This window comes from Spirosoma horti (genome assembly GCF_054776595.1).
Genome location: NZ_BAAHBQ010000005.1, coordinates 615,975 through 639,568 on the forward strand (window position 1 = coordinate 615,975; position 23,594 = coordinate 639,568).

The 23,594-nt window shown below is 49.0% G+C and carries 22 protein-coding genes; 10 read left to right on the forward strand and 12 right to left on the reverse strand.

The window, feature by feature from the left end:
• Positions 1-22: 22 nt before the first annotated feature.
• The 5 genes from ACYVAM_RS17660 to ACYVAM_RS17680 form a co-directional block, all read right to left on the reverse strand.
• The gene (locus ACYVAM_RS17660) at positions 23-802 is read right to left on the reverse strand and encodes a DUF4097 family beta strand repeat-containing protein (protein WP_461069323.1); all 780 of its coding nucleotides are present in this window, start codon (positions 800-802) and stop codon (positions 23-25) included.
• A 115-nt stretch (positions 803-917) separates the two neighbouring features.
• Positions 918-1,697, reverse strand: a complete 780-nt coding sequence (locus ACYVAM_RS17665; protein WP_461069325.1) for a HEAT repeat domain-containing protein — start codon at positions 1,695-1,697, stop codon at positions 918-920.
• Positions 1,681-2,199, reverse strand: coding sequence for an RNA polymerase sigma factor (locus ACYVAM_RS17670; protein WP_461069327.1), 519 nt, complete (start codon positions 2,197-2,199; stop codon positions 1,681-1,683). Before ACYVAM_RS17670 ends, ACYVAM_RS17665 begins: the two co-directional genes overlap by 17 nt.
• Before the next feature lie 179 nt (positions 2,200-2,378).
• A complete protein-coding gene (locus ACYVAM_RS17675; protein ID WP_461069329.1) occupies positions 2,379-3,542 on the reverse strand; it encodes an outer membrane protein assembly factor BamB family protein in 1,164 nt (387 codons plus the stop codon).
• Positions 3,543-3,787: 245 nt separating this feature from the next.
• Positions 3,788-4,936: a glycoside hydrolase family 5 protein gene (locus tag ACYVAM_RS17680; RefSeq protein WP_461069331.1), complete on the reverse strand. Its 1,149-nt coding sequence runs from the start codon at positions 4,934-4,936 to the stop codon at positions 3,788-3,790.
• A 158-nt stretch (positions 4,937-5,094) separates the two neighbouring features.
• On the opposite strand from ACYVAM_RS17680, the gene ACYVAM_RS17685 reads away from it, so the two are divergent.
• Both ACYVAM_RS17685 and ACYVAM_RS17690 read left to right on the forward strand, forming a co-directional pair.
• Positions 5,095-5,958, forward strand: coding sequence for a sugar phosphate isomerase/epimerase family protein (locus ACYVAM_RS17685; RefSeq protein ID WP_461069333.1), 864 nt, complete (start codon positions 5,095-5,097; stop codon positions 5,956-5,958).
• A 170-nt stretch (positions 5,959-6,128) separates the two neighbouring features.
• A complete protein-coding gene (locus tag ACYVAM_RS17690) occupies positions 6,129-6,473 on the forward strand; it encodes a DUF4260 domain-containing protein (protein ID WP_461069335.1) in 345 nt (114 codons plus the stop codon).
• Positions 6,474-6,492: 19 nt separating this feature from the next.
• Here ACYVAM_RS17690 and ACYVAM_RS17695 read toward each other — a convergent pair whose 3' ends face one another.
• Positions 6,493-7,938 carry an alpha-L-fucosidase gene (locus ACYVAM_RS17695; protein WP_461069337.1) on the reverse strand — a complete coding sequence of 482 codons (1,446 nt, stop codon included), beginning with the start codon at positions 7,936-7,938 and terminating at the stop codon, positions 6,493-6,495.
• Positions 7,939-8,169: 231 nt separating this feature from the next.
• Here ACYVAM_RS17695 and ACYVAM_RS17700 point away from each other — a divergent pair, with 231 nt between their 5' ends.
• Entirely contained in the window at positions 8,170-9,168 is a 999-nt protein-coding gene (locus ACYVAM_RS17700) for an NAD(P)H-binding protein (protein ID WP_461069339.1), read from the forward strand.
• 74 nt (positions 9,169-9,242) lie between these two features.
• On the opposite strand, the gene ACYVAM_RS17705 is transcribed toward ACYVAM_RS17700, so the two are convergent.
• From ACYVAM_RS17705 to ACYVAM_RS17715, 3 genes are read right to left on the reverse strand one after another with little or no spacing between them, the layout of a single operon-like run.
• On the reverse strand, positions 9,243-10,277 hold the full coding sequence (locus tag ACYVAM_RS17705; protein WP_461069341.1) for an AraC family transcriptional regulator: 1,035 nt from the start codon (positions 10,275-10,277) through the stop codon (positions 9,243-9,245).
• Positions 10,278-10,859, reverse strand: a complete 582-nt coding sequence (locus tag ACYVAM_RS17710; RefSeq protein ID WP_461069343.1) for a Uma2 family endonuclease — start codon at positions 10,857-10,859, stop codon at positions 10,278-10,280.
• Positions 10,856-11,605, reverse strand: a complete 750-nt coding sequence (locus ACYVAM_RS17715) for a helical backbone metal receptor (RefSeq protein ID WP_461069345.1) — start codon at positions 11,603-11,605, stop codon at positions 10,856-10,858. Before ACYVAM_RS17715 ends, ACYVAM_RS17710 begins: the two co-directional genes overlap by 4 nt.
• 176 nt (positions 11,606-11,781) lie before the next feature.
• Here ACYVAM_RS17715 and ACYVAM_RS17720 point away from each other — a divergent pair, with 176 nt between their 5' ends.
• Together ACYVAM_RS17720 and ACYVAM_RS17725 are read left to right on the forward strand one after the other, a co-directional pair.
• Complete coding sequence (locus ACYVAM_RS17720) at positions 11,782-12,600, forward strand: GLPGLI family protein (protein WP_461069347.1); 819 nt, start codon at positions 11,782-11,784, stop codon at positions 12,598-12,600.
• A 149-nt stretch (positions 12,601-12,749) separates the two neighbouring features.
• A complete protein-coding gene (locus ACYVAM_RS17725; RefSeq protein WP_461069349.1) occupies positions 12,750-15,725 on the forward strand; it encodes an outer membrane beta-barrel protein in 2,976 nt (991 codons plus the stop codon).
• 12 nt (positions 15,726-15,737) lie between these two features.
• Here ACYVAM_RS17725 and ACYVAM_RS17730 read toward each other — a convergent pair whose 3' ends face one another.
• From ACYVAM_RS17730 to ACYVAM_RS17740, 3 genes are all read right to left on the reverse strand, one after another.
• Positions 15,738-16,469: a deiodinase-like protein gene (locus ACYVAM_RS17730; RefSeq protein WP_461069351.1), complete on the reverse strand. Its 732-nt coding sequence runs from the start codon at positions 16,467-16,469 to the stop codon at positions 15,738-15,740.
• A gap of 509 nt (positions 16,470-16,978) precedes the next feature.
• Entirely contained in the window at positions 16,979-18,049 is a 1,071-nt protein-coding gene (locus ACYVAM_RS17735) for a M42 family metallopeptidase (protein WP_461069352.1), read from the reverse strand.
• Positions 18,050-18,164: 115 nt separating this feature from the next.
• Complete coding sequence (locus tag ACYVAM_RS17740) at positions 18,165-18,590, reverse strand: helix-turn-helix domain-containing protein (RefSeq protein WP_461069354.1); 426 nt, start codon at positions 18,588-18,590, stop codon at positions 18,165-18,167.
• A 133-nt stretch (positions 18,591-18,723) separates the two neighbouring features.
• On the opposite strand from ACYVAM_RS17740, the gene ACYVAM_RS17745 reads away from it, so the two are divergent.
• From ACYVAM_RS17745 to ACYVAM_RS17765, 5 genes are all read left to right on the forward strand, one after another.
• On the forward strand, positions 18,724-19,419 hold the full coding sequence (locus ACYVAM_RS17745; protein ID WP_461069356.1) for a ClpP family protease: 696 nt from the start codon (positions 18,724-18,726) through the stop codon (positions 19,417-19,419).
• A gap of 272 nt (positions 19,420-19,691) precedes the next feature.
• A complete protein-coding gene (clpX, locus tag ACYVAM_RS17750; RefSeq protein WP_461069358.1) occupies positions 19,692-20,924 on the forward strand; it encodes an ATP-dependent Clp protease ATP-binding subunit ClpX in 1,233 nt (410 codons plus the stop codon).
• A 505-nt stretch (positions 20,925-21,429) separates the two neighbouring features.
• A complete protein-coding gene (locus ACYVAM_RS17755) occupies positions 21,430-22,044 on the forward strand; it encodes a hypothetical protein (RefSeq protein ID WP_461069360.1) in 615 nt (204 codons plus the stop codon).
• A gap of 187 nt (positions 22,045-22,231) precedes the next feature.
• The gene (locus ACYVAM_RS17760; RefSeq protein ID WP_461069362.1) at positions 22,232-22,849 is read left to right on the forward strand and encodes a hypothetical protein; all 618 of its coding nucleotides are present in this window, start codon (positions 22,232-22,234) and stop codon (positions 22,847-22,849) included.
• A gap of 16 nt (positions 22,850-22,865) precedes the next feature.
• Positions 22,866-23,585 carry an alpha/beta fold hydrolase gene (locus ACYVAM_RS17765; RefSeq protein WP_461069364.1) on the forward strand — a complete coding sequence of 240 codons (720 nt, stop codon included), beginning with the start codon at positions 22,866-22,868 and terminating at the stop codon, positions 23,583-23,585.
• Positions 23,586-23,594: the final 9 nt, after the last annotated feature.

The window sequence follows — 23,594 nt, forward strand, 5'->3', positions numbered from 1 at the left end:
GCGTGAAGAGGGGAGTCGTGAATCACTTTTGTTTTCGGATATAGATGTTGCTGGAAATTGTCTTAAGCTGCATCTCAACACCACCGCCGTTTGTGGTGCCGTCGATGTCGTGACCGCCCCCAACTTTCGACATGCCATCTTTCGATGTTTTCACGCCCAGATCGAAGTCCGTATACATTTCTCCGTTAATTGACCGGAGTTTCAGATTGGCTTTGGCATTGGCGGGCAGCGTGATATCGACCGGGCCGTTTATCGTTGAGATGGCCGTTGGTTTCTCCTGACTCAAGGTCGAGTAAACGATTTTGACTTCCCCGTTGATCGTATTGGCGACGATGGGCCCGGTCACGTTATTAAGATCAATGGATGCGTTGTTGGTTTTGATTTCCAGGTCGCCATCCATGTTCGTAATGCTGACATTCGACCCCTGCCAGTTCACTTCCTGATAGAGCAGTGCCACTTTGCGGGGCAGTTTAATCGTGTACTTGATTTGTTTACGGGTTGCCTTTTCAATTCGCAGGCCACCATTCTCGGTCGTTACAGCCAGGCCAATGCCCGAATTGTCGACGTTCGTATTATAGATTGGTTTCAACCCCTTGGCGCGTTCGGGTGGTGCTTCGTAGCCCGATGATGCCAGAATAATGACATCGTCGCTGTTGTGGCCTTCAATTTTGAGTGAGGTCGCGTCCATTTCGATGGTTACTTTCCGGTCTTTGGCATTCGCCAATTTGGTTTTGTATTCCTGAGCCTGAAGGGTAGTTAGGCCCCATAATAAGCTGGCGCTCAACAGAATAATCCTGTTCATGATTTGTTGGTTTGATTAGTAAATTATGAGTTTTACCAAATAGCTTCCAGCTGTTTGAGATGGCTATTCAACGGCTCCGCAAACGGATGGAAGCTGTTTGGTACGAGAGGCCGATTTATGAAGGTGAGGTTTGTGTTCGGTTCAGTCGGTTAATGCCTTCTTTGGCTTTTAGCCGCACCACGTCGAGTAGCTGCTGATTCTGGGCCAGCCGTTTCATTTCATTGACCGCCCGCTTCTCTTTGATGGCGACCAGTATCTCGATCAGCGTTATCTGAATATTGGGGTCTGTCTGAATCCTTAGGGATTGAATGAGAGCGTCGCGCACATCGGGCTCGTTTTCGAAACGGGCCAGGGCCTGACAGGCCGCCAGTCGTACGTTTACATTGGCGTCGAAGTTCAGTGTATTAACCAGTAGCTGCGTAATGGCCTGATCGGCCTGGCTGAGTTCGTAGCTCTGATTAACTGCCTGAATGCGTTCGCTGGCCGAGGTTTTGGGCAGTTGTTCGAATGCCAAAACTTTCTTCATTTCCTGGGCGGGCGCTGAATCGGCCAGTTGAGTACTGACCTGATCCGCACGCCAGTTGTTGTAAACAATACCTCCGGCGAACCCCAGCATAAGCAGTGTCACACTAGCCGCTAACCGCAGCCCCCAGGTCGTTAAATGACTGAATTGGCTGACTTTAGGTGGGTTCAATTTAGCCGCTAACTGGTTGGTAAACGCCAGAGATGGGTGCTGATTCCGGGCATCGACGAAGTAGCGGAACTGGTGGGCGTGGGTCTCCAGATGGGCCGGAAGGTTATCCTGCTGGAAAAACTGGCGTAACTGCTTTTCTTCGGCCAATGATGTTTCTCCGTCGTAATAGCGCTCCAGCAGCTTTTCAATGTCCTGCTTCATACTCATTGGTTTTTAGGTAATTGTCGCGCAGACGTTGACGAGCCCGCGATAAAATCACACGAATATTGTTAATGCTAAGTCCGGTAACCTGTTCAATTTCGTCGAACGAGTATTCTTCGACATCGCGCAGGTGAAGAATCAACTTCTGCTGATCCGGCAAGTCGTCGATCAGCCGATGCATAAGCCCGGCACTGTCGGCAAATTCCACCTGCTGGTAGGGCGAAGCCGTATCCGTTTGCACATCGGGCAAGTCGGGGCCGTCGGTGGTTTTCTGCCGGGCATGGGCTTTCAATTTATCCAGACAAATGTTTTTGGTCATTTGCACGGCCAGCGCTTCAACGCTATGGTAGGTGTCCAACTGTTGCCGATTCGTCCACAGCCGCAGCAACACATCCTGCAACGTATCCTCGGCTTCTTCGCGGTTGCGTAGAAACAACTGAGCCAGCCGAAAAAGGCGTCCCTGAACAGGCAGTATTCGTTGTTTGAAGGCGTGTAGATCCATTTCAATGACAAAGACGACTATGTGGAACAAACATTACAGACCGGATCTATTTATTTTGCTGAAATGAGCCGGGCACAAACATAACTAGCTGACAATTAGTCAGCTAGTTATGTTTGTGCCCGATAACTATTTCGTTAATTTCCTGCTTTTGTTTGATTAGTCAACGGTTTAGACATCGGTTACTGAGGTTGTATCGCGCCAAGACCGCGGAAAACGTCCCCGTTCTGGGTCTGTATGCATGCGCTCTTAACTACATGTCCACCTGCGGAAAACGCCCACTTTTGCTTGCCCGTGCTGACATCCAGCGCGTACATCGTCTTGCCTCCCCCTATGTAGATCATATCGTTGACAACTGTTGGCACAGTGAGTTGCGATGCCAGTAAACGGGTCTTCCATTTCGGCTGACCAGTCTGAGTATCAATGGCATAGAAGGTACCATCTTCAGAGCTCATATACAGAAGCCCGTTTGCAACCGACGGTGAGGAAGAAATATAGGTACTGGGCATAAATAACCAGCATTTCGAGCCGTCCTTCAGGGAATATGCGGCCAAAGAAGCAGGGCCATCGTATGGCACGAACAAGTGTTTGTTATCGGTGGCGATACCCGCATGGATCGTGTAGGAGTCATGAACTTGCCATTTTACGTTGCCTGTCGAATCATCGAGGGCCAAAAGCGAGCCATTGGCATCGCCAATATACACAACATCATCGACGCATACCGGACTTGAATAAAACGAAACCCCGGATGAGTGAGTCCATTTTACAGTCCCCTTGTCAGCGTTGATGGCATAAAACAACCCATCGTTCCCGCCAAAGTACACGGTGCCTTTGCAGACTAAAGGACAATTTTCATCTGTGTTTGACAAGGCGGACCAGGTTGGCTGGCTTCCAGTCTGGAAAGACCATTTCAGATTGCCCGTGTTGATATCCAGTGCGTATAAGGTTGTAAAGTTCTTGTCTGAGTAATCCCAGAACGCTCTGTTGCTGGCTAACACATAGATGGTTTTGTCGGTTATTCTAGCCGAGAAGATAAGACCGTCCGGAAGCATTTTCTTCCATTTGAGGATTCCTGATGATGCGTCGAACGCCAGGATGGCTGACTCAGCGGAAGTTGTCACGATCACGAGCCCGTCTGCTACAATAGGGGCTGCGTTAATCTGTACCTTTCCTAACTGGTATTGCCATTTTTCTTTCCCAGTATGGGCATTCAGCGCGTGTAAAATGCCATTATCTGAGCTGATAAAGACTGTATTAGTTGACGCCCTGTAAAGCGAGCGGCCACAGTTGGTTAAGCCTATGAATAGTATCAATGCACCCAGTAATTGATTTGTACGCCTTTTCATGTTGACAATAGAGAATAGTTGGAGAATTATAACCAGTAATGTATCCAAAATATTTATAATATATATTATTTTATAGTTTATATAGCTGTTAAAATTTACTTGAGTGATTTGTGGCGCACAAAAAAGGCGTCTTCTGGTTAGAAAACGCCTTTTTTTGGTACTCGATACGATAATAGAATCCGGTTAATTAAGGAACAGGCGGTCTACTACAAATAACTTAGAGCAGGCCCGCCCGTTGCCTGTTCTTACACCTTTCTGATTAAATCCAATAGTTTTCGGTCCAGCTTGTATCCATGCCAATCCTCATAAGCTACGTCGGTGCGGCCCGAGTTTAAAATGCCGAAGTCACCGATGAACTCCCACAACGCGAACCCAATGCCGTTGGTCGACAGGATGTCCAATACGTCGCCAAACCAGGCCAGAAAAACAGCATGGGGTGTTTTGTTCCAGCAACCGCATTCGCCACAGTGAACACCTACCCCTTTATTGACCAGCTCGATCCAGGGTTGATAGAAGGTTTCCAGCATGGCCCGACTCAGGTATTTATCGCCCACTTGTCCCGGCCATTTGGGGTCGGGCAGATGCTCGGGGTCTTTGTTGGCCCAGGGCGCTTTGTAGTGGGAAATGATGCCCGGATTGTAGCCCCGGCAGCTTTGGGCAATATTAAGGTCAGCAATGGACGGGATCACGGACGAACCCGTATCATTGCCATCGGCAATGATCAGGTGGGTTTTGTTTTCTTTCCAAATGGCTTCCGATGCGGCCAGTGCAACTTTACGATACACCTCGCCCGGCACGCTACCCCGTTTGGAATGCTGATCGTTCATGTCGGCACGCAGACTGGGTTCGTTCAGCAGGTCGAAGCTGATTTTCTTCGACGATTCATTTTTATATCGTTTGGCCCACATGTTCCAGTGGAAGCAGAAGGCGTCGAGGGCAGCCTTGTCGGTCCAGAGGTTATAGGGTTCATTAAACCCCGCATTGATGCAGTAACCGGGTGCCCGGTGGAGGTTTAAGCTGACGTGCAGGTTATGCTTATGGGCCAGCGAAACCAACTGATCGATCTGATCAACGGCTTTCTGATCAATCTGGTAAACCTCGTCGGGGGTGATGTTTCGGCTCCGGTCGAACTTGAGGTAATACGGATACGCCATAGGGAGCCGGATAAAGTCGAAGCCCCAGTCCTGCATCCATTTCAAATGATCTTCCTGCGTTGCCCGCCGACTTTTGGATGGGTCAGGCGAGAAAAAGTCCAGCAGGTTGAAGCCTTTCCATTTGGGCAATTTGTTTTTGCCCACCGCTGGTTGTGGTGATGTCGCCAACAGCTCCGGCCCGGTTGTGCTTAGGGCTGCCGTAAGCAAGCCCGTGTTCTGAATAAACGTCCTTCGTTGCATGGTAAAAAGAGCCTATCGATGGGGCGATCTACTTATGAACCGAGCACCAATCAGTAACAATAAGTAAAACTTAAGGTAAGGCTGCCTTATAGGATGAAGCCAGCATTTTTCGGCATACCCAGGAAGCGACCGGGAGTAAGAAAGAAAAGCCTATAATCATGAAAAAAACCGTTTTCTCGTTGTGTTTAGCCACAACAATAGCTCTGAGCATTACCGATAGTTTTGCCCAGAAAGGCAAACCCTTGTATACCTTCCCGATTGGCGTTGAGTCGTATACCTACCGGGCTAGTTTTCCCAAGAGTGTCATTGCTACTTTAGATACCATCAAAGCGCTGGGCATTACGGATATGGAAGGTGGTGCGCCTAAAGGGATGACGGGCGTGGAATTCAAAAAACTGTGTGATGAGCGAGGTATCAAAATTTCGGCTACAGGATCGGGTTACGAGCAGATCGTAAAAGACCCGATGGATGCGGTCAATAAGGCGAAGGAACTGGGCGCTTCGTTTGTTATGGTTGCCTGGATTCCTCACCAAAAGGCTAATTTTAACCTCGATAATGCCAAAAAAGCTGTAGAGGATTTTAACCGGGTGGGCAAGATTCTGAAAGAAAACGGGCTGACCTTCTGCTACCACAACCACGGCTACGAGTTTCATCCGTATGAAGATGGGACCTTGTATGACTACATCGTCAAAAATACCGATCCTAAGTACGTCTCCTTTGAAATGGACATTCTGTGGGCGCAACACGGTGGCGCTGACCCGGTTGCGTTACTGAAAAAGTACGGAAATCGTTACAAGCTTATGCACCTGAAAGATCTCAAAAAAGGCGTTAAAGGGGATCTTACCGGTGGCACGCCCCCCGAAAACGATGTCACGCTGGGTGACGGTCAGGTGAACATTCCTGAAATTATTCGTTTAGCGAAAAAGGCGGGCGTGAAGCATTATTATATCGAGGATGAGAGTAACAAGGAATATGAGCAAATGCCGAAAAGCATTGCGTACCTGAAAAGCCTGAAGGAGTAAATGAGTCTAGACCTTTCGCTGCATAAACAACAACGGCCGCTAGTCATGTGATTAGCGGCCGTTGTTGTTTATGCAGATTTTCGCAATTGGTCACTCGATTTGCATGCTTCGTCAGCGACCAGACGGCCATCGTGTCGGACCTTTGTCAGGTACTAATCACGAACAAACACATGAAAACGCTCCTGAAGTCCGAAGAAGTAATCCAGTTCCTTGCCGCTATTTACCTGTTCTCCCAACTAAATTTTGCCTGGTGGTGGTTTCCCGCCCTGATTCTGATTCCCGATGTCAGCATGATTGGTTATCTGGTCAATCCGGCCGTTGGGGCCGTTTTGTATAATGTCGCCCATCACAAGGGCCTGGGCATTGTGATCGGGCTACTGGGCCTGATGACGGGTAACCAAACCCTGATGCTGGCGGGCATCCTCCTCTTCGCGCATTCGAGTATGGATCGGATGTTTGGCTACGGGCTAAAGTATTTCGACAACTTCAAACATACGAGCCTGGGAACGTTGTAAACAGCTGGACAAAGGTCTGCTACCCGATTTTTAGTACCCAAACGGGTTGCCCGGCTAGTTGCTGCCGAACTTTGTCGGGAATAACAACGCTATGTCCATCCTTTGTTTTGGTCATCTTTAGCGACTGACTAGCACCCAGAACCGTTACTTTGGCCGTTGGAGCAACCGGAAGCACTGGCAAGGCGACGCTGGCCGGCAGTTGCTTCTCCGAATCGGTTGGCAAGTAAGAGGCATACACCGCTTTGCTGGTCGAGGTAAAGGCCCATTGTCCCTGCCGATAGGGCGCCAGGGGTTTGGTTCCGTAAATAGATTCGCCATTTACGGCTATCCATTTGCCAATTTCCTGCAAGCGCTCATAGGCTTCCTCATGCCACTCGCCATCGGGACCGGGCGCAATGTTGAGCAGCAAGTTCCCGTTCTTGGCGACGATGTCCACCAGGGTTTGTACCAGCTTTCGGGCCGATTTGAAGTTCTCTTTAGGAACGTACGACCAACTGTTGCCCATGGTCATACAACTTTCCCAGGGAATAGGCATGTAGTGGTCAGGGATCGACTGTTCGGGGGTTACGTAATTCTCAAATTCACCCGGTACCGTCCGGTCGACGACCAGCAGGCCCGGCTGATGCTTGCGGGCCATGCCCGCGATGCGTGCCATATCGATATCCTGATTATACGGAATCGTGCGCTGCCAGCTGATGGTCGAGTCGATGCTGCTGAACGGACGAACCCAGCCGCCATCGAGCCATAGGATATCTACTTTTCCGTAATCGCTCATCAGCTCTTCGATCTGGTTGTAGGTGAAATCGCTGAATTTTTTCCAGAGATCGGGGCGTTTTTTGGGATCGTAGCTCACATTCCGATCTTTCGGAGGAAAGTAAGGCCACCAGTAATTTTCAGTATGCCAGTCGGGTTTGGAAAAGTACGTTCCGACCATAAAACCCTGCTGCCGAAAAGCACCCAGAATCTCCTTCGTGACGTTACTGCGCGGATTTGATGAGAAAGGGGTTTTAGTATCGGTAATCTTATAATCGGTCTGTTTCGTGTCGAACATACAGAACCCGTCGTGGTGTTTGGTCGTGAAGACCATGTATTTCATGCCCGCTCCTTTGGCCGCATTGGCCCAGCGTTCGGGGTTGAACTTGACCGGGTTGAACGTTGTCTGAAGGTTTTCGTACGCCTTTTTATAGTCATACCAATTGGCCGAATGCGGCCCTTTCCGTTCGCACCAGCCTTCATCTTCCGGGCAAAGCGACCAAGATTCCACTACGCCCCATTCGCTGTAGGTGCCCCAGTGCATCAGCAAGCCAAACTTGATGTCCTGCCAGTTGTCCAGCTTCTGTTTGACCTGCGAATCGGTAGGCCAGATGTATTTATCGTGTTTCTGTTCAGTATGCTGCTGGGCAAGTACTGGGGCTGCAATGAAGGTGAATAGCGTGAAAGCCAGATAGGTAAACTGTTTTTTCATTGATCAATTCGTATATAATTAGGCTTGTGCCAGCTAGTAAGCGCCTGACGCTTGGCTGATCCATTTTTTGAAGGAACGAAAAAAAACGCTTGGTTCGGCAAATAACGGTAAATAAGCACTGCCCTTTATACTCAGATTTTCGCGATTGGTCAGTCGATTTGCGTGGTACGTCAGCGACCGTCCGGCGCATTCCCCGGACCTTTGTTCTATACAAATTGACGCACGAAAAGCATGAATGAATCACCAAATACGCTTGTTCTGGGCGCAACCGGAAGCATCGGTTATGCCGTAACGGCCAGCCTGCTCGCCCACAATCTGCCCGTTACCATCCTGGTCCGTAATCGGGCCAAAGCGGAAGCACTGTTTCAACAGCAAGCCACACTTACCATTGTTGAAGGCGATGTACAGGATGCTGCCTTGCTAAGCCGTATTGCTGTCGATAAGGATTTCATTTTTCATGGGATCAATTACCCGTACAACAAGTGGTTTGGGAATATGGATACGGCGACGAACAACGTGATCGACGTGGCTCAGCAGGCCCATTCGGTGATTATTTTTCCGGGTAATGTCTACAATTTTGGCCAGACAACGGAGCCTATTCGGGAGGACAGCCTCCCTAATCCATGCACCCGAAAAGGGAAATTACGCGTCGAGATCGAAGCCAGCCTGGAGCAGGCTGCCAACGCGGGTAAATGCCGCGTCATGACTGTTCGATTGCCGGATTTTTGGGGACCCAACGTCCTGAACGATGGCATCAGGCCTATTTTTGAAAACGCGCTCAAGGGTAAAGCGCTCCCCTGGCTTGTGAACGCCGATATTCCCCATCAATTGGTTTATACGCCCGATGCCGCCGAACTTATCGTTCGGCTCCTCCTGCGGGAGTGGAACAGGCGGTCACAATCGGTGGCTGTGTCGTACGAGGTCTGGAATTATGGGGGAACTACTTTATCCTCAATGCGGGCGTGGTTCGATCAGATCAGCGCGATAGCGGGCCAGCCTGCAAAGATTCAAATATATAGTCGTTTTTTACTGAGCGCCCTGGGCTTGGTGATGCCTGTGATGCGGGAGGTTAAAGAAATGCTCTATCTCTACGAAAATACGATTGTACTCGATGACCAGAAGGTAAAATCACTCTTCCCCGATTTCCAGCCAACGCCTATGAAACAGGCGCTAACGGAAACACTGGCCTGGTTTGCCCGGCGCAGTAACGCGGATTTCCAGTCCGCATAGCCGAAGGCTAACGAGTCCTCCCTCGAAACTCTGACCTCTACCTGTACATACTTGCGGACTGGAAGTCCGCGTTACTAGGCTTGCGCCTGCCGATAAGCACCGGGTGTCTGGCCAGTCCATTTTTTGAACGACCGAAAAAAGACACTCGGTTCGGCAAATCCCAGCAGAAAAGCAATGTCGGTTGTGCTCATAGCTGGCTCGCGCAAGTGCCCGATGGCGAGTTCTTTACGGGTTTCGTCGAGTAACTGCTGGTAGGACGTTCCGGCTTCTTTCAAATGAAGCTGGAGCGTTCGGACACCCATTGCCAGGCGCTCGGCAACAGCGGCCAGCGTGGGTTCTTCGCCTTTCATGAGAGCGATAATTTCTGATTTTACCCGGCGGCTGAGCGACGGTGTTCTGAGTTTGTCAAGAATGTCGTTGGCGTGCTTTTCAAACAGAATTGACAGCGTTGGGCTGGCGTTCAGAATCGGCAGATCGAGCAATGTCGCGTTTAGAATCATGGCTGTTTCCGGCGCGTCGAACAACAGGCGAGCGGGCGCAAAGACGCGTTCGTGTACGGTTGTATTGACGGGTCTTGGATAGGCAAACCGAATTTCGGTAGCCGCAATGTGCTGGCCAGTCAGGGCGCGCATGGCTGCCAGGTAAATCGACAGTTCGGAGTTGAGCGCGTGCTGTGGATAAATAATATCGGCGCTGGTTATCTGGAGCGATAACATGAATTGCGGCTCCGATGTGGCAGACGATACTAACTTGCCCGTTGTTCGGATACCTTCACAGGCAATATCCTGATAATGACAGAGTTTGTCAAACGCTTTTCCCAGCGTGGGGCTGTGCATCATTACGTAGGCCAGCACACCAATGGCTACCGGATTGATGAGTTCGCCAAGTCGCAAGGCCAGGTCAGGATCGCCGGTGGCTGCGATTACTTCACGCCAGAGCGCCTGTATCTGCCGAATCAGTACGCGCCCGTCGGGGTCTTGTCGCTGTTCCGGGCTGATGCCAACGGCGTGCGCCAGCGCATCGGCATCGGCTCCCTGTTGTTTGGCCACAAATAAAAGCAGGTTGATGGACGCAACGGAAAGGGTGTCGTCGGTTAGTGGTCGGGTCATTTAGGGAAAGATTCGTTCGTAACGAATGGTTAGTCCAGGGAAGGTTCGGCTGGGAATATCGCCTGATTCGTAAATATCTACCAACTCGTATTCTCCGTTCTCCAGTACATAGACATGTACGATATTTTCTTTCGGAACAACAATCCAGTATTCCTGCACGCCCGACTGCTCATAGAGGTTATATTTTTCATTAAAGTCCTTTTTGATGGTGCGGGGCGACGTTATTTCAATGACCCAGTCGGGTGCCCCTAAGCAGCCGCTGTCATCTAATTTAGCTGGATCACAAATGATGCAAAGATCGGGTTGGACAACGGTATGCAACTGGTCGGGCTTGCGCTCATTCCGGATCGGTAGCCGTACATCGAAGGGGGCGGTGTAGATCTGGCAGCCTTGATCACCTAAATAACTGCCAATGTCAATCAACAAATGACTAACAGCCAGTTGATGCACTCGTCTGGGCGCAGGCGACATAAGGTACAGTTTCCCCTTGATCAGTTCGACGCTTTCGTCAAACTGCCATTTCAGATAATCAGCATAGGTGTAGGTGCCGTTGGGGTCAAGTTGCGAAATGTCGGTGATCATACAGTATCCTGGCCAAGTTGATAATGCAAGTTCCTAAAATAGTCGGACGCTCGCAACAACCGGCTGCCGTACCACGAAAACACTTCGCCATCCACCAGCAACACCTGCGCCGACGGGCAAAGTTGCTGTAGTTCGGCTGTGTGTTTCTCGCCGAACGGGTAGGGCTCCGATGATAATAAAAGGAGATCTGGCTGCGCTTTCTGCAAGTCATCAGGCGTGACTTCGGGGTAGCGAGTTTGATTGGCAAATGCATTCTGGAAACCGGCTACCGTCAGCATGGCATCAATAAAGGTGTTGCTTGCGGCTACCATGTACGGTTTTCGCCAGATCAGGTAAGCAACGGTTGGCCGGGATGCCGCGTATATGGGCGTAAGATCTCGTTCGATTTGAGCGGCCATCGCGTTCGCTTCCCGGCTTTTGCCAACTAATGAACCCACTTCCCGAATCATTCCCAAGGCATCGGGTAGGGTCGCCATATCCGTAACATGTACGGGATACTGACGCTGAAGTGCCTCGATCTGTTCGCGGGTGTTTTCTTCTTTATTGGCGATGATCAGATCAGGAGAAAGCTCCCGAATCCGGTCTAGGTGAAGGGTCTTGGTACCTCCTATAAGTACCTTGTGCTTAACTTTTTCGGCCGGGTGAATACAGAATTTTGTAATGCCTACAATCTCCTCATCCAGCCCAAGGTCAAAGAGCAATTCGGTTTGCGAGGGCACCAGCGAAATAATACGTTTTGGATGCATAGACAGACATTCAGCCGGTAAAAAAGGCGACTCAGAACCTATTTAACAACCTTTAAGAAACTTTTGGTGGCGAGTTCTTAAATTAATGCAACGTTTACTGCTGGAATCCTTCATTCAACGTGAACCGTAAAGGCATCCAGCATAAATAAGCCACCGATTACTGACTTTTCAGAAACATGAAAAAACACATCATCACCTTGCTCGCGGCCGGACTTTGTGTCACAACGCTGTATGGGCAGACACCCGCATCGGGTAAGATCACCTACGAGGGTATGCGCCAGATCGACCGCTCACAAATGCGGATGGTCATTAATGGACAGGAGGTACAGCCGGGTAGCCCTGGAGCGCCCGATGCACCCGAAGGAATGCCGGAAGTGATGTCATTCACGCAGAAACTGGTGTTTTCGGGGACTATGGCGAAGGAAGAACGCGACCGTCCGCAGGGGATGATGATGCGCCGGACCATGGGTGATGGAGGTGGCGGTTCACGAGAGGGAAGGCCGCAAACGGCCCGTATGGCACCTCCGTTTGAACAGCAGACGTATCTGGATCTGGCCAACCGACAGCGTATCGACGTGTTGGTTGTGAAAAAGGATTCGACGGTTACGGATATGTACCGCTCCGAAAAGCCCATGCCCACCGCAGCCGATTGGACGCCGAGCGATAAAACCAAGAAAATAGCGGGCTATCTCTGTCATAAGGGAACCGCTACACGCCGGAAACAGACTTATACCGTCTGGTACACCACCGATCTGCCCTTTACCTACTCGCCCATTGCCGACCTGACACCCCCCAAAGGCGTTGTGATGCAGATTGAATCAGACAACGAATCGTATAAGGCAACGGGTGTCTCGATGGAAGCCGTAACGGAGACTGCTGTGCAGCCACCCAAAGCGGCCAAAAGTGTATCGGCTGAAGAAATGGAACAGATGCGCCGGAAAGGAATGGCTGATTTCCGCCAGAGAATGATGCAGAACATGCCAATGCGCAATTAAACGAATGCGTAGTTTCTCCGTCATAAGGTTGATTAAAGCTGTTTCTGTGATCCGTGGAGATGGGATCGCCGACCACACAAACCGCAGAAACAGACGTAGCCTCTAACTAACGGGCAATGAAAAACGGACCGTATGGCCCTCCATTCAGTATGAAAAGACAAACTATTCCAGTGTGCTTGTTCTGGATCATTGTATGTATTTTACATTGCACTGTATTCATAAACAGGTCATTGGCTCAGTCGCCGGGGACGCTTCGCGGACAGGTGGTGGATTCGCTTACCCGAAAGCCGCTGCTCGAAGCGTCGGTGTCCTTGCTGCTGGCCCGCGATTCGTCGCTGGTTTCGTTTGGCATTACCGATGGCGAGGGCCGATTTTCATTTCCTAAAGTTGGCGAGGGGCAATACCGGGTGCTTGTGTCGTATGTGGGTTACCGTAGTCGTACCAAACGCGTTGCAGTGACGAACGAAGCCCCGGCGCCCGACATGGGTGCCATCGATCTTGTGGCGCAATCGCAAACGCTGACGGAAGTATCGGTTCAGGGTGAACGCGCGCCCATTGCCGTGAAAGGCGATACGCTGGAATTCAATGCGGGTTCATTCAAAACGCGGCCCAATGCGCAGGTCGAAGATCTGTTGAAGAAGCTACCCGGTGTGGAAGTTGATCGCGATGGGAACGTAAAAGCACAGGGCCAGGCCATTACCAAAGTGCTGGTCGATGGGAAACCATTTTTCGGCAATGACCCGAAAATGGCGACCCGTAACCTACCCGCCGACATCATCGACAAAGTACAACTTTTCGATCAGGCATCGGAACAGTCGGCGTTTTCGGGCGTGGACGATGGCGACCGGGAGAAGACAATTAACATAACCACCAAGAAAGATAAACGGAAAGGCTCCTTTGGTCAGCAGAGTATTGGTGCTGGACCGAAGCCTGGTGATGATGCGAGATATTCAGGCCGGGTAAGTTTGAACCGGTTCAATAATGGTCAGCAAATTTCAATGCTGGGCATGGCGAATAACGTTAATCAACAGGGGTTTACGGCGTCGGATTTGGGCCTTGGTAATAACTTTGGTGGAGCCGGGCAGGGGCAGGGTGGCGGTGGTGGCAGCAACGTGGTTCGGGGTGGAGCCGGTGGCGGCAGTGGCAATGGCGCTGGTCAGGTGGGAAGCAACGCCATTACGCAGTCCTGGGCGGCTGGGATCAACTATCGCGATGGCTGGGGCAAAAAGATCGACGTGGTCAGTAGCTACAATGCCAGTAATACCAATACCCTCACCAACCAGCAAAGCCACCGGGAAAACGTAATTCCCAGTGGTACCGCAGGCACGGTCATCACACGGCCGGATGCTGGATTTATCCGCGATCAAACCAATGGGTCCGACAATACCAATACGAATCAGCGGGTTAATTTACGACTCGATTATCGACTCGATTCAATGACGACGATTCGGGTCATTCCGAGTTTGTCGTGGCAAAATTCAACGTATAGCAATCAGAGCGAAGCCCGAACGATTACCAATGAGGGGGTGCTGGCCAATTCGAGCCAGACGAACTATAACTCAGACGGGAATGGCTTTACGGGCAACAACTCCCTGCTGCTCTTGCGTAAATTTCAGAAAAAAGGACGGAGCTTTTCGGTTAACTGGAACATCGCGCTGAATGATCAGGATAATGAAGGTATCAATAAGTCGGTCAACCAGTTTAACGGCTCATCGACCAGCCTGACGTCGGGGGTCATTACAAAAGATACCGTAACGGGCGTTGTTACGCAGACCATCAATCAGCGTAACAACCAGCAGACGAACGCCATGACCAACACGGTCAATGTGAGTTATACGGAACCGCTGTCAATGCGTCAAACGCTTGAGTTTCACTATAATCTGTCCAACAATCATAATACATCGAACCGGGCCGTAAATGATTTCAACGGACTGACGAACCAGTATGATCTGCTGAATGGCCAGTTGAGCAACAACTTTGTGAACGACTACGTAACGAATCGGGGAGGATTGACCTGGCAAACAAAGCGGTTGAAATATACGTATGCATTGGGGCTGGACGCCCAGCAGGCAAGCCTTAACTCCGATAACCTAACTCGGGAAACGAACCTGAGCCGAACGTTTTCGAATTTGTTGCCCAATGCGTTACTAACCTATAATTTTGCCAAAAACCGAAGGCTTCGGTTCAACTACCGCACACGGATCAACGCGCCGTCGGTGAACCAGTTGCAGCCGGTGCTCAACAACACCAATCCGCTGAACATTCAGGTTGGTAACGCCGATCTGCAACCAGAATATAGCCATACGTTATCCCTGAATTATAACCAGTTCGATGCGGCAACTTTCCGCAATATGTTCGTCTTTCTGAACGCTAGCCGAACGGATAATAAAATCGTCAATTCAACAGTATTCGACCGGTCGGGCGCGCAGACAACCAAGCCCATAAATACCAATGGCTATTATACGGTGAACGGCTCGCTGGTCTTCGGTCGACCGCTTAAATTGGGCGCGCAAAAAACGAACCTGAATTTATCGACCAACATGACCTTTAACCAGGGAACAAGCTTCATCAATAACCAATCCAATCAGGCAAAAAACTGGCTGATTGGTCAGGGCGTTGGATTGAGTTCTAATTTTACGGAGAAGCTGGATTTGAATCTATCGGGAAATATCAACTGGCAGTCGGCGAAATACTCGCTGCAACCGCAGCAGAACACGACCTTTCTGAATCAGACGGTTACGCTCGATGTCTATTATCAACTTCCGCTCAACTTCACCTTCTCCACGAACGTTTACTTCAATCATTATGGCGGCAGTTCGGCTAATTATGACCAGTCCTATACGCTCTGGAATGCCACATTGGCCAGGCAGTTGTTTAAGCAAAAGCAGGGGGAATTGCGCTTTCAGGTGTTCGATCTGCTGAACCAGAACCAGAGCATTGTGCGGAACGTAACCGACACGTACACCGAGGAAGTACGGAGCCGCGTCCTGAACCGGTACTTCATGATTAGTTTCGTCTATAATTTACGCAGTTTCAGTGCGGGCATCACGGCGCCACGAGATCCATTCCAACAGCGAAATGGGGGCGGACAGCGGGGGCAGGGCGGCTTCCGTCGAAACGGCTAACAAAGAGGACCGTTAAGGACTGGTGGTGTTTTTATGTTGATTGATAAACCAGTCTTTCATTGACGAATCCAGATCGACAAACTTGAACCAGGCCTGTTTGTAGTAAACCGTTCCGTCTGGATTGATCAGACAGGCCATGTTGGGCGCCTGACCAAAGGCCAACCAAAAATCATTCGTTGGGTTGTCGATCAAAACGGGAGCAAGCAGACTGTTTCGTTGCTGCCACTTTCTGGCCAGTAACTTCCGCTCACCATACGTTTTAGGCTGCTTCGCTTCGATCTGATCTCTGATGTTGGCCGAAGCAATCTCTATCCGGTTGTTTTTTGAATAGGGGCTAACGACATCCGATGGATGTGCATCGATGGTGTAAACAAGATATATAGTAGCTCTGTCTTTGTAGCGGGCTGTCAACGCATTCATATCTGGAACATTACGGCGGCTTATATCGCATGTATAGCTGCCTGATATCAACAGCAACGGCTTATTATTGGCCATGACACTGGCGAAACTGACGGTTTGTCCATCGATTGATCGCAGCGTAATGTCCTTTATTTTATCACCCTTCTGGTAGCCAATTTTATTGAAATCCCTATAATTATTATTTATACCCTCCGATAGCGGCAAATCAACTTTGGTTTCATCCGTTAACGATTGTTTTTGGTTGTTTTGGGTAGTGTGGCTTGTGCTACAGGAGATTAGAAAGAACAGCAATAGCAGCCCGGATAGGTAGCTTATTAATTTCATACGAAACGTTGAGTAAAAATTTTAGAGGATGGGTTTAATGGAGAAGGCTATGTTGATCCGGCTTTATAAAAAAGGATAATTCTACTGAGCCTAATGCGCTAAAGTAATAGAGATAACTAGTATAAAAATTAAAAAAAGATTTAAAAATTTATAATATAACTGTTTGATAATCTTGATCTTATATGAGGTATGTAGTTGTATGTACTTAGTGTAAATAAAAGAACTTTAGTAGAAAATAAGTAGCAGTTTTGACTTGATTTCAACTTAATTCTGACTGTTTTTATTTTAACAATCTGTAGCTGAGTAAGATAAAATTATTGCCATTGTTTAATTGCTGAGTAAATTTACTAGCCAAGTATTTGTAAGTATTTTGTTACTTGTACGGGCCTTGCTACTAAAAAAATGGGTGCCTGTTTTTTTAAAACGGGCACCCAATGAAGCTGGCAATTTGAGTCGGGTTGTGAACGTACGGCCTGGCCGTAACTGTAAGCAAACAGATGTGCTAAACGCTACTTGATGTATCGGAAATCCTCGCCACCCTTCAGCGCCAGCAGTGTTTCGTACATAAGTTTAATAACGTTCTGCACATCATTCATGTGAACTGTCTCCACCGTTGTGTGCATGTATTTGAGCGGAAGCGAAATCAGGGCTGATGCAATCCCTTCGGTGGCGTAGGCGAATGCATCGGTATCGGTACCTGTTGAGCGGCTAACTGCCTGGCGCTGGAACGCGATATTCTGCTGCTCAGCCACACCAATCAGAAAGTCGAGTACATTGTTCTGAACGGCTGGTCCATAACACAATACTGGTCCATCGCCACATTTCAGATCGCCCTGTTCTTTTTTGTCGTACTTCGGCGATTGCGTATCGTGCGTTACATCGGTGCAAATGGCGAGGTCTGGCTTGAGTCGGCGGGCAATCATTTCGGCTCCGCGCAGGCCAATTTCTTCCTGCACGGCGTTGACGATGTACAGCGTAAAGGGCAGCGTAATGTTGTTCTCTTTCAAAAGGCGGGCTACTTCGGCAATCATGAAACCACCCATACGGTTGTCCAGCGCCCGACCGACATAAAACCGTTCGTTCAACTCCATCAGACCATCGACAAACGTGCAAACCGTGCCGACATGAATGCCCATATCCAGTACTTCCTGCTTGGTGGCTGCACCTACATCAATGAACAGGTCGGTTACTTTAGGGGCTGTATCTTTAGCCAGATCACGAACGTGAATGGCAGGCCAGCCAAAAACACCCTCAACGACGCCCTTCTTGGTGTGGAGGTTTACCCGCATCGACGGAGCGATGAGCGCATCGGACCCACCATTACGCCGGACAAACAGATAGCCATCGTCGGAAATGTAATTGACAAACCACGAAATCTCGTCGGAGTGGGCTTCAATAACGACTTTATAATCTTTGCCCGGCCCAATCACCCCAACGGCGGTGCCATAGGTGTCGACAATGTATTCATCGGTATAGGGCTTTAGGTAATCGAGCCAAATCTGCTGTCCCGACGATTCAAAGCCCGTAGGGGAGGCATTGTTGAGATACTGATACAGGAAGTTCTTACTGTGTTCGTTCATTATGTAATCTATTATTGTACAATCGTGTAGGTGACAAATGAAGTAATTAATAATGATTTTTTATCGGTGTAGTCTGGCTCATTTGTTTATTCAAAGGTAAATCAAAGATAAAAAATCAAAACCCGATCCGCTCCCGTTTTTGCTCCATGCCCATCGAGCGAAGGACTTCCATCGCAATCCGGTCGTCGTATTTACGCTTCCAATAGTCGGCTTCCAGGCGAAGTTTGTCCAGTTCAAACTGTTGTTTCTCCACCGTCAGGCGTAGCGTTTCGAGTTCGTGGCTGGTAAGTTCGTCGGATTTTACCTCGATAACCTGTGCAGTCAAGGCATCGTCGGTGAGCAGCGTTAGGGGCGATATGGCCAAAACGTTTGCAATTTGGGTTAGCCGGGAGAGGGTCAGGTCCGTTTTGCCGCGTTCAATATCGCCATACGCGGTTGTCGATAGGCTGAGCAGATCAGCCATGTTTTCCTGCGATAAACCGCGTTGTAGCCGCTGTAAGCGTATTTTTTCTGCCGGACCCCGATTGGTGATAGTGCTCATATCAAGTAACAACGATAAAATCTAAACCTAAACTGACAGGGTTTTTCGTGATGATAACGCAATTTTGTAACGAAACAATTCTCGAACTTACACCAAGCATTCTTGGTTTTCAAATCAAGAAGTAAACCCAATTATGAATTACGAAAAAGAATTCCGCAATTTCGCCGTGAATCACATGGGTCTTAATGGCCTGACTGTGGACGGTTACGTGAAACACACCGTTGAAAATAACTCGGTTGAAAACATGACCCGCTCGGTTATTGAAGAGCGGCCCATGAATTTCCGTGAAGTGGATGTGTTCTCACGGCTTATGGCCGACCGTATCATCTTTATGGGTCTGCCCGTAGATGACAATATCGCTAATATCATCGTAGCACAGTTGCTTTTCCTGGAGTCGGCCGACCCTAAAAAGGATATCCTGATGTACCTCAATAGTCCAGGTGGTTCGGTCTATGCTGGTCTGGGTATTTACGACACCATGCAGTATGTTCGTCCGGATGTGGCCACGGTTTGTACAAGTTTGGCCGCTTCGATGGGTGCTGTGCTGCTGGCTGGCGGTGCTGCTGGCAAACGTTCGGCACTTCCTCATGCCCGTGTTATGATTCACCAGCCATCGGGTGGTGCGCAGGGAACGTCGAAAGACATGCAGGTGACCATGAAAGAAATGCTCGAGCTGGAAAAAGACCTGTATCACATTCTGGCCAGTCACTCAGGTCGTACGTACGAAGAAATAGAACAAGCGTCTGATCGCGATAAGTGGTTCAGAGCTGAAGAGGCCAAAGAATACGGCTTGATCGACGAAGTACTGCGTCGGGAGAAAGCAGCCTAGAAAAGAAATACATGGTGACGGACGGACGAACCTAGTGCTTTCGCATTTGCCACCGACCATGGATTAACTGACGGCTTAGTACTTTTTCTGGCAACCAATTAATAACTTTGCTAAGACCCAACGACTCAGGTTCGCCTGAGTCGTTTTTTTTATCGAATTTAGCTTTTGGTTTAACAAAGTATTTAGTCGAACCGTTACTTTAACCAGGATCGCGGGTACACTTCTGTGTGCTGCGTCTGATAACCCCCAGCCTATTTACCCTGCAACCGTTCATGCCACAAATTAGTTGCTCGTTCTGTGGACGACGCAAAAACGAAGTAATGATGCTCCTGTCCGGCATCGATGCACACATCTGTAACTACTGCATTGAGCAGGGGCATCAGGTGGTGCTGGAAGAAATGCGCCCTAAAAAAAGTGAGCCTACCGAACTGAATATCAATCTCATTAAACCGATTGATATGAAACGGCATCTCGATCAATACGTTGTTGGTCAGGACGAAGCCAAAAAATCAATTACGGTCGCGGTTTATAATCACTACAAGCGGTTGATGCAGCCTAAAACCAACGATGATGTAACGATCGAGAAATCGAATATCATTATGGTTGGCGAAACGGGGACGGGCAAAACCTATCTGGCCCGCTCAATCGCTAAGATTCTGGAAGTCCCTTTCTGCATCGCCGATGCTACGGTTATCACCGAAGCAGGCTACGTCGGTGAAGATGTGGAAACGATTCTGACTCGCCTGTTGCAGGCGGCCGATTATAATGTGGAAGCGGCCGAACGCGGTATCGTCTACATCGATGAGATCGACAAAATTGCCCGTAAATCCGACAATCCGAGCATCACGCGGGACGTCAGTGGCGAAGGGGTTCAGCAGGCTCTGTTGAAATTACTGGAAGGGTCTGTTGTGAATGTGCCGCCCCAGGGGGGACGCAAACACCCCGACCAACGCCTGATTGCGCTGAATACCGAAAATATCCTGTTCATCTGCGGTGGCGCTTTCGATGGTATCGAACGGCATATTACCAAGCGGATCAATACCCGCCCTATTGGATTCTCCGGCGACCGGCGATTAAACGATACCTTCGAACGCGGACACCTGATGCGGTATATTTCGGCGCTCGACTTAAAATCGTTTGGCCTTATTCCGGAGCTTATTGGCCGTTTGCCCGTCTTGACGCACCTCGAACCACTGGATCGGAATGCCCTGATGCAAATATTAACGGAACCTAAAAACGCCATTACAAAGCAGTACGATAAGCTTTTCAAGATGGAGGGAATTACCCTTCATTGGGACCCCAGCGCCCTGAATTATATTGTTGACCAGGCTTTGCAATATGGGCTGGGTGCCCGTGGACTACGCTCAATCTGCGAATCCATTATTACCGACGCTATGTTCGAAATGCCTTCTCAAACGAGCGTTACCGAACTAACTGTTAGCCTGGAATATGCCCGCGAAAAATTCGGCAAATCCACTACATATCAACTCCGCTCAGTTGCCTGATAATTGACAGGTTTTCTCAGGAAACAGACCCGACGTCTACGTAGACGTCGGGTCTGTTTTTTTGAATTGGATCGTTAAAAAAAGAACATTCGTATAAAGCTGCTCTTGTACCAGTACGGCGCTATGGAAAAGTTCTGAATAAATTTTTTTAGTCCGTAAACGTAAGGCGAAGAATAGTCTATTCTATTAATAGAATGATGTTAAGGACACATTTTGAGCTGTATTAAATGATCAATAATAATTTGTTAGCGTATTGTTAATCAGATAATTATTTGAAAAGGTTTCCATTAATGGCAGCTGAAATTCAGGTATATTTCTATATTCTATAACGTATAGGGTAGGTAATTATCCATACTCGTATTGATCTATTGGGCCACTTGTCAGTTTTATAAATTTTCTGATTTAGCCGGAGTAGGCTATTTTTTTTGAACAACAGGCCAACAAATGAATAAAGTTATAGTTCATCAGGTGGTAACTCAAACGTTCACTAATTAAACCATATACTATGAGTATGTTCTCCAAACACATCGTTGTTGCACTTTTAGGTGTTGCTGTCTTTTCATCCTGTAGCCGTCCGGTAGCGTATTTCCAACCCAGTGCCCGGGAACATTTTGCCTCCGCGCCAGCTAAAGTTGTGCCCGTAACGCAAACAGAAACTGCGGCTCCTGTGGCTGTTCAAACAACCGCTACGGCTTCTGTAACGACACCGTCAGAACAGGTTGCCCAGACGACGACAGCCCTCGAGCAAATGGATGCTATGGTGCGCAATGACAGCAAATTGAGTGCTGACAAATCGGTTCAGAAACGCCTGAATAAAGTTCGCACATTACTGGCTGCTAATTCGGCTAAAGCCGCTCTGACTCCGACTGAAGCAAATGCACCTAAAAAAATGAATCTGGTGGAGCGGATGATGCTGAAAAAAATGAACAAAAAAATCAGCAAGCAACTGGCTCCTGCCAATCCAGAAAAAACGATGGTTAACTCGGGTACACTGGCTGGTGGTGCTGTGTTGGTTATCATCGGTTTGCTTCTGTTGATTTTAACATCAGGTACGGCTGCCACAGTAGGTCTGGTTGCCGTTCTGGTCGGGGCTGTTATTTTGCTGATTGGCTTATTATAATCGTCGCTCGGGCGATTGAAAAAATCCCCGCCAGCCAATGGAAAGTCCGGGCTGACGGGGATTTTGCCGAGCTTTTGGGTTAAAAACGCTAATTAGTTTTCTCTTTTCTCTGGACTCCCCAACAAATCATAGAAGTTGTAGTTGTTGTGGATTATATTTCAATCGTTAATTTTTAAATCAATACACTATGAGCACGTTCTCCAAAAACCTTTTTACCGCACTTATGGGTGCCGCTATTCTTTCGTCCTGCAGCCGTCCGGTCGCTTATTTTCAACCAACTGCCCGCGAAAATTTTAAATCAGCCCAATCTCAATCAGTAGCAGTCGTTGCCCCTGTTTCTACAGAACAACCAGCGGAAGTCGCTCTTGCAACGCCTGCAACAGCAGCCCCTGTTGAACAACAGCTTGCCCAAACCAAGCAGGCGGTAAGCCAGGTAGAAGCGTATGTACGTAATGACAACAAACTGGCTTCGAACAAGAAACTGGCCAAACGCATGACTCGGCTGAACGAAATGCTGGCAACAACAAGTGCAAAAGCTGAAGTAGCTACCAATGCAGCTTCGACGAAGAAAATGTCGCTGATGGAACGGGCGATGCTCAAGAAAATTGACAAGAAAATTAAAAACCATGTAGCACCAGACCAAACGAAAGCCATGAGCTCGAATGTCCGTCTGGGTGTAATTATCGGTATCATTGGTTTGCTATTACTCCTTTTGGGTGGTGGTAGTGTTTTAGGTGTTATCGGTGCCATTGGCCTGATTGTTGGCTTAGTACTTATCCTGCTGGGCGTTATCAATAATTCATAGAGCAACAAATTTCCTGATGAGCCAATTACCAACGATTTGTCTCATCCATGGCCACGGCGTAGATGCTTCCATTTGGGATCGTATCTACGCCGATTTGGCTTTGGATCATTCCGTATTGACGCCTGATTTTGCCCGCCTGTCAACCTTGACGACGATTGAAGACTATGCCGCAGAATTGTATGAGGTGTTGCAGGCCTCAACCGTCGAAAAAGTTGTACTGGTTGGGCATTCAATGGGAGGATACATGGCGCTGGCTCTGGCCGAAAAATACCCGGAAGTGATCCAAGGGCTGGTACTCTATCATTCAACTGCTACTGCCGATGATGATGCCAAACGGGAGGCCCGGCAACAGGCAATTAAGGCCTTACAAGCAGACGGAACGGCTCCGTTCATTCAGAAACAGATGCCAAAAATGGTGGCTCCTACGTATCCACCCGAAAAAACGGAGGAACTGGTGGAACGCTATCTGACATTACCGGCCGAAGCGCTTGTGGCGGGTGTGAAAGCCATCGCGGGTCGTCCCGATCGAACGGCTGTATTGCGAAATGCGGAATTCCCGGTTTTACTGGTGTTGGGCCGCGACGACCAATTGATCCCCTACGAAAAAACGGTGCAGCTGGCGGATCTGTCCAGGCAGATCCGTGTCGTTACCATCGAGCAGGCCGGACACCTGAGCATGGTTGAACAACTTGAGGCATCACTTCGGGCAATTCGTTCGTTTGTTGACGGACTGTAAAAATTGGCA

What these genes read in the sequence shown, in the direction of transcription:
- ACYVAM_RS17765 (WP_461069364.1), top strand. Translation starts at nt 22,866, where the DNA reads ATGAGCCAATTACCAACGATTTGTCTCATCCATGGCCACGGCGTAGAT.
- ACYVAM_RS17755 (WP_461069360.1), top strand. Translation starts at nt 21,430, where the DNA reads ATGAGTATGTTCTCCAAACACATCGTTGTTGCACTTTTAGGTGTTGCT.
- ACYVAM_RS17725 (WP_461069349.1), top strand. Translation starts at nt 12,750, where the DNA reads ATGAAAAGACAAACTATTCCAGTGTGCTTGTTCTGGATCATTGTATGT.
- ACYVAM_RS17660 (WP_461069323.1), bottom strand. Translation starts at nt 802, where the DNA reads ATGAACAGGATTATTCTGTTGAGCGCCAGCTTATTATGGGGCCTAACT.
- ACYVAM_RS17665 (WP_461069325.1), bottom strand. Translation starts at nt 1,697, where the DNA reads ATGAAGCAGGACATTGAAAAGCTGCTGGAGCGCTATTACGACGGAGAA.
- ACYVAM_RS17735 (WP_461069352.1), bottom strand. Translation starts at nt 18,049, where the DNA reads ATGAACGAACACAGTAAGAACTTCCTGTATCAGTATCTCAACAATGCC.
- ACYVAM_RS17670 (WP_461069327.1), bottom strand. Translation starts at nt 2,199, where the DNA reads ATGGATCTACACGCCTTCAAACAACGAATACTGCCTGTTCAGGGACGC.
- ACYVAM_RS17740 (WP_461069354.1), bottom strand. Translation starts at nt 18,590, where the DNA reads ATGAGCACTATCACCAATCGGGGTCCGGCAGAAAAAATACGCTTACAG.
- ACYVAM_RS17685 (WP_461069333.1), top strand. Translation starts at nt 5,095, where the DNA reads ATGAAAAAAACCGTTTTCTCGTTGTGTTTAGCCACAACAATAGCTCTG.
- ACYVAM_RS17715 (WP_461069345.1), bottom strand. Translation starts at nt 11,605, where the DNA reads ATGCATCCAAAACGTATTATTTCGCTGGTGCCCTCGCAAACCGAATTG.
- ACYVAM_RS17690 (WP_461069335.1), top strand. Translation starts at nt 6,129, where the DNA reads ATGAAAACGCTCCTGAAGTCCGAAGAAGTAATCCAGTTCCTTGCCGCT.
- ACYVAM_RS17720 (WP_461069347.1), top strand. Translation starts at nt 11,782, where the DNA reads ATGAAAAAACACATCATCACCTTGCTCGCGGCCGGACTTTGTGTCACA.
- ACYVAM_RS17705 (WP_461069341.1), bottom strand. Translation starts at nt 10,277, where the DNA reads ATGACCCGACCACTAACCGACGACACCCTTTCCGTTGCGTCCATCAAC.
- ACYVAM_RS17745 (WP_461069356.1), top strand. Translation starts at nt 18,724, where the DNA reads ATGAATTACGAAAAAGAATTCCGCAATTTCGCCGTGAATCACATGGGT.
- ACYVAM_RS17700 (WP_461069339.1), top strand. Translation starts at nt 8,170, where the DNA reads ATGAATGAATCACCAAATACGCTTGTTCTGGGCGCAACCGGAAGCATC.
- ACYVAM_RS17675 (WP_461069329.1), bottom strand. Translation starts at nt 3,542, where the DNA reads ATGAAAAGGCGTACAAATCAATTACTGGGTGCATTGATACTATTCATA.
- ACYVAM_RS17695 (WP_461069337.1), bottom strand. Translation starts at nt 7,938, where the DNA reads ATGAAAAAACAGTTTACCTATCTGGCTTTCACGCTATTCACCTTCATT.
- ACYVAM_RS17710 (WP_461069343.1), bottom strand. Translation starts at nt 10,859, where the DNA reads ATGATCACCGACATTTCGCAACTTGACCCCAACGGCACCTACACCTAT.
- ACYVAM_RS17730 (WP_461069351.1), bottom strand. Translation starts at nt 16,469, where the DNA reads ATGAAATTAATAAGCTACCTATCCGGGCTGCTATTGCTGTTCTTTCTA.
- clpX (WP_461069358.1), top strand. Translation starts at nt 19,692, where the DNA reads ATGCCACAAATTAGTTGCTCGTTCTGTGGACGACGCAAAAACGAAGTA.
- ACYVAM_RS17760 (WP_461069362.1), top strand. Translation starts at nt 22,232, where the DNA reads ATGAGCACGTTCTCCAAAAACCTTTTTACCGCACTTATGGGTGCCGCT.
- ACYVAM_RS17680 (WP_461069331.1), bottom strand. Translation starts at nt 4,936, where the DNA reads ATGCAACGAAGGACGTTTATTCAGAACACGGGCTTGCTTACGGCAGCC.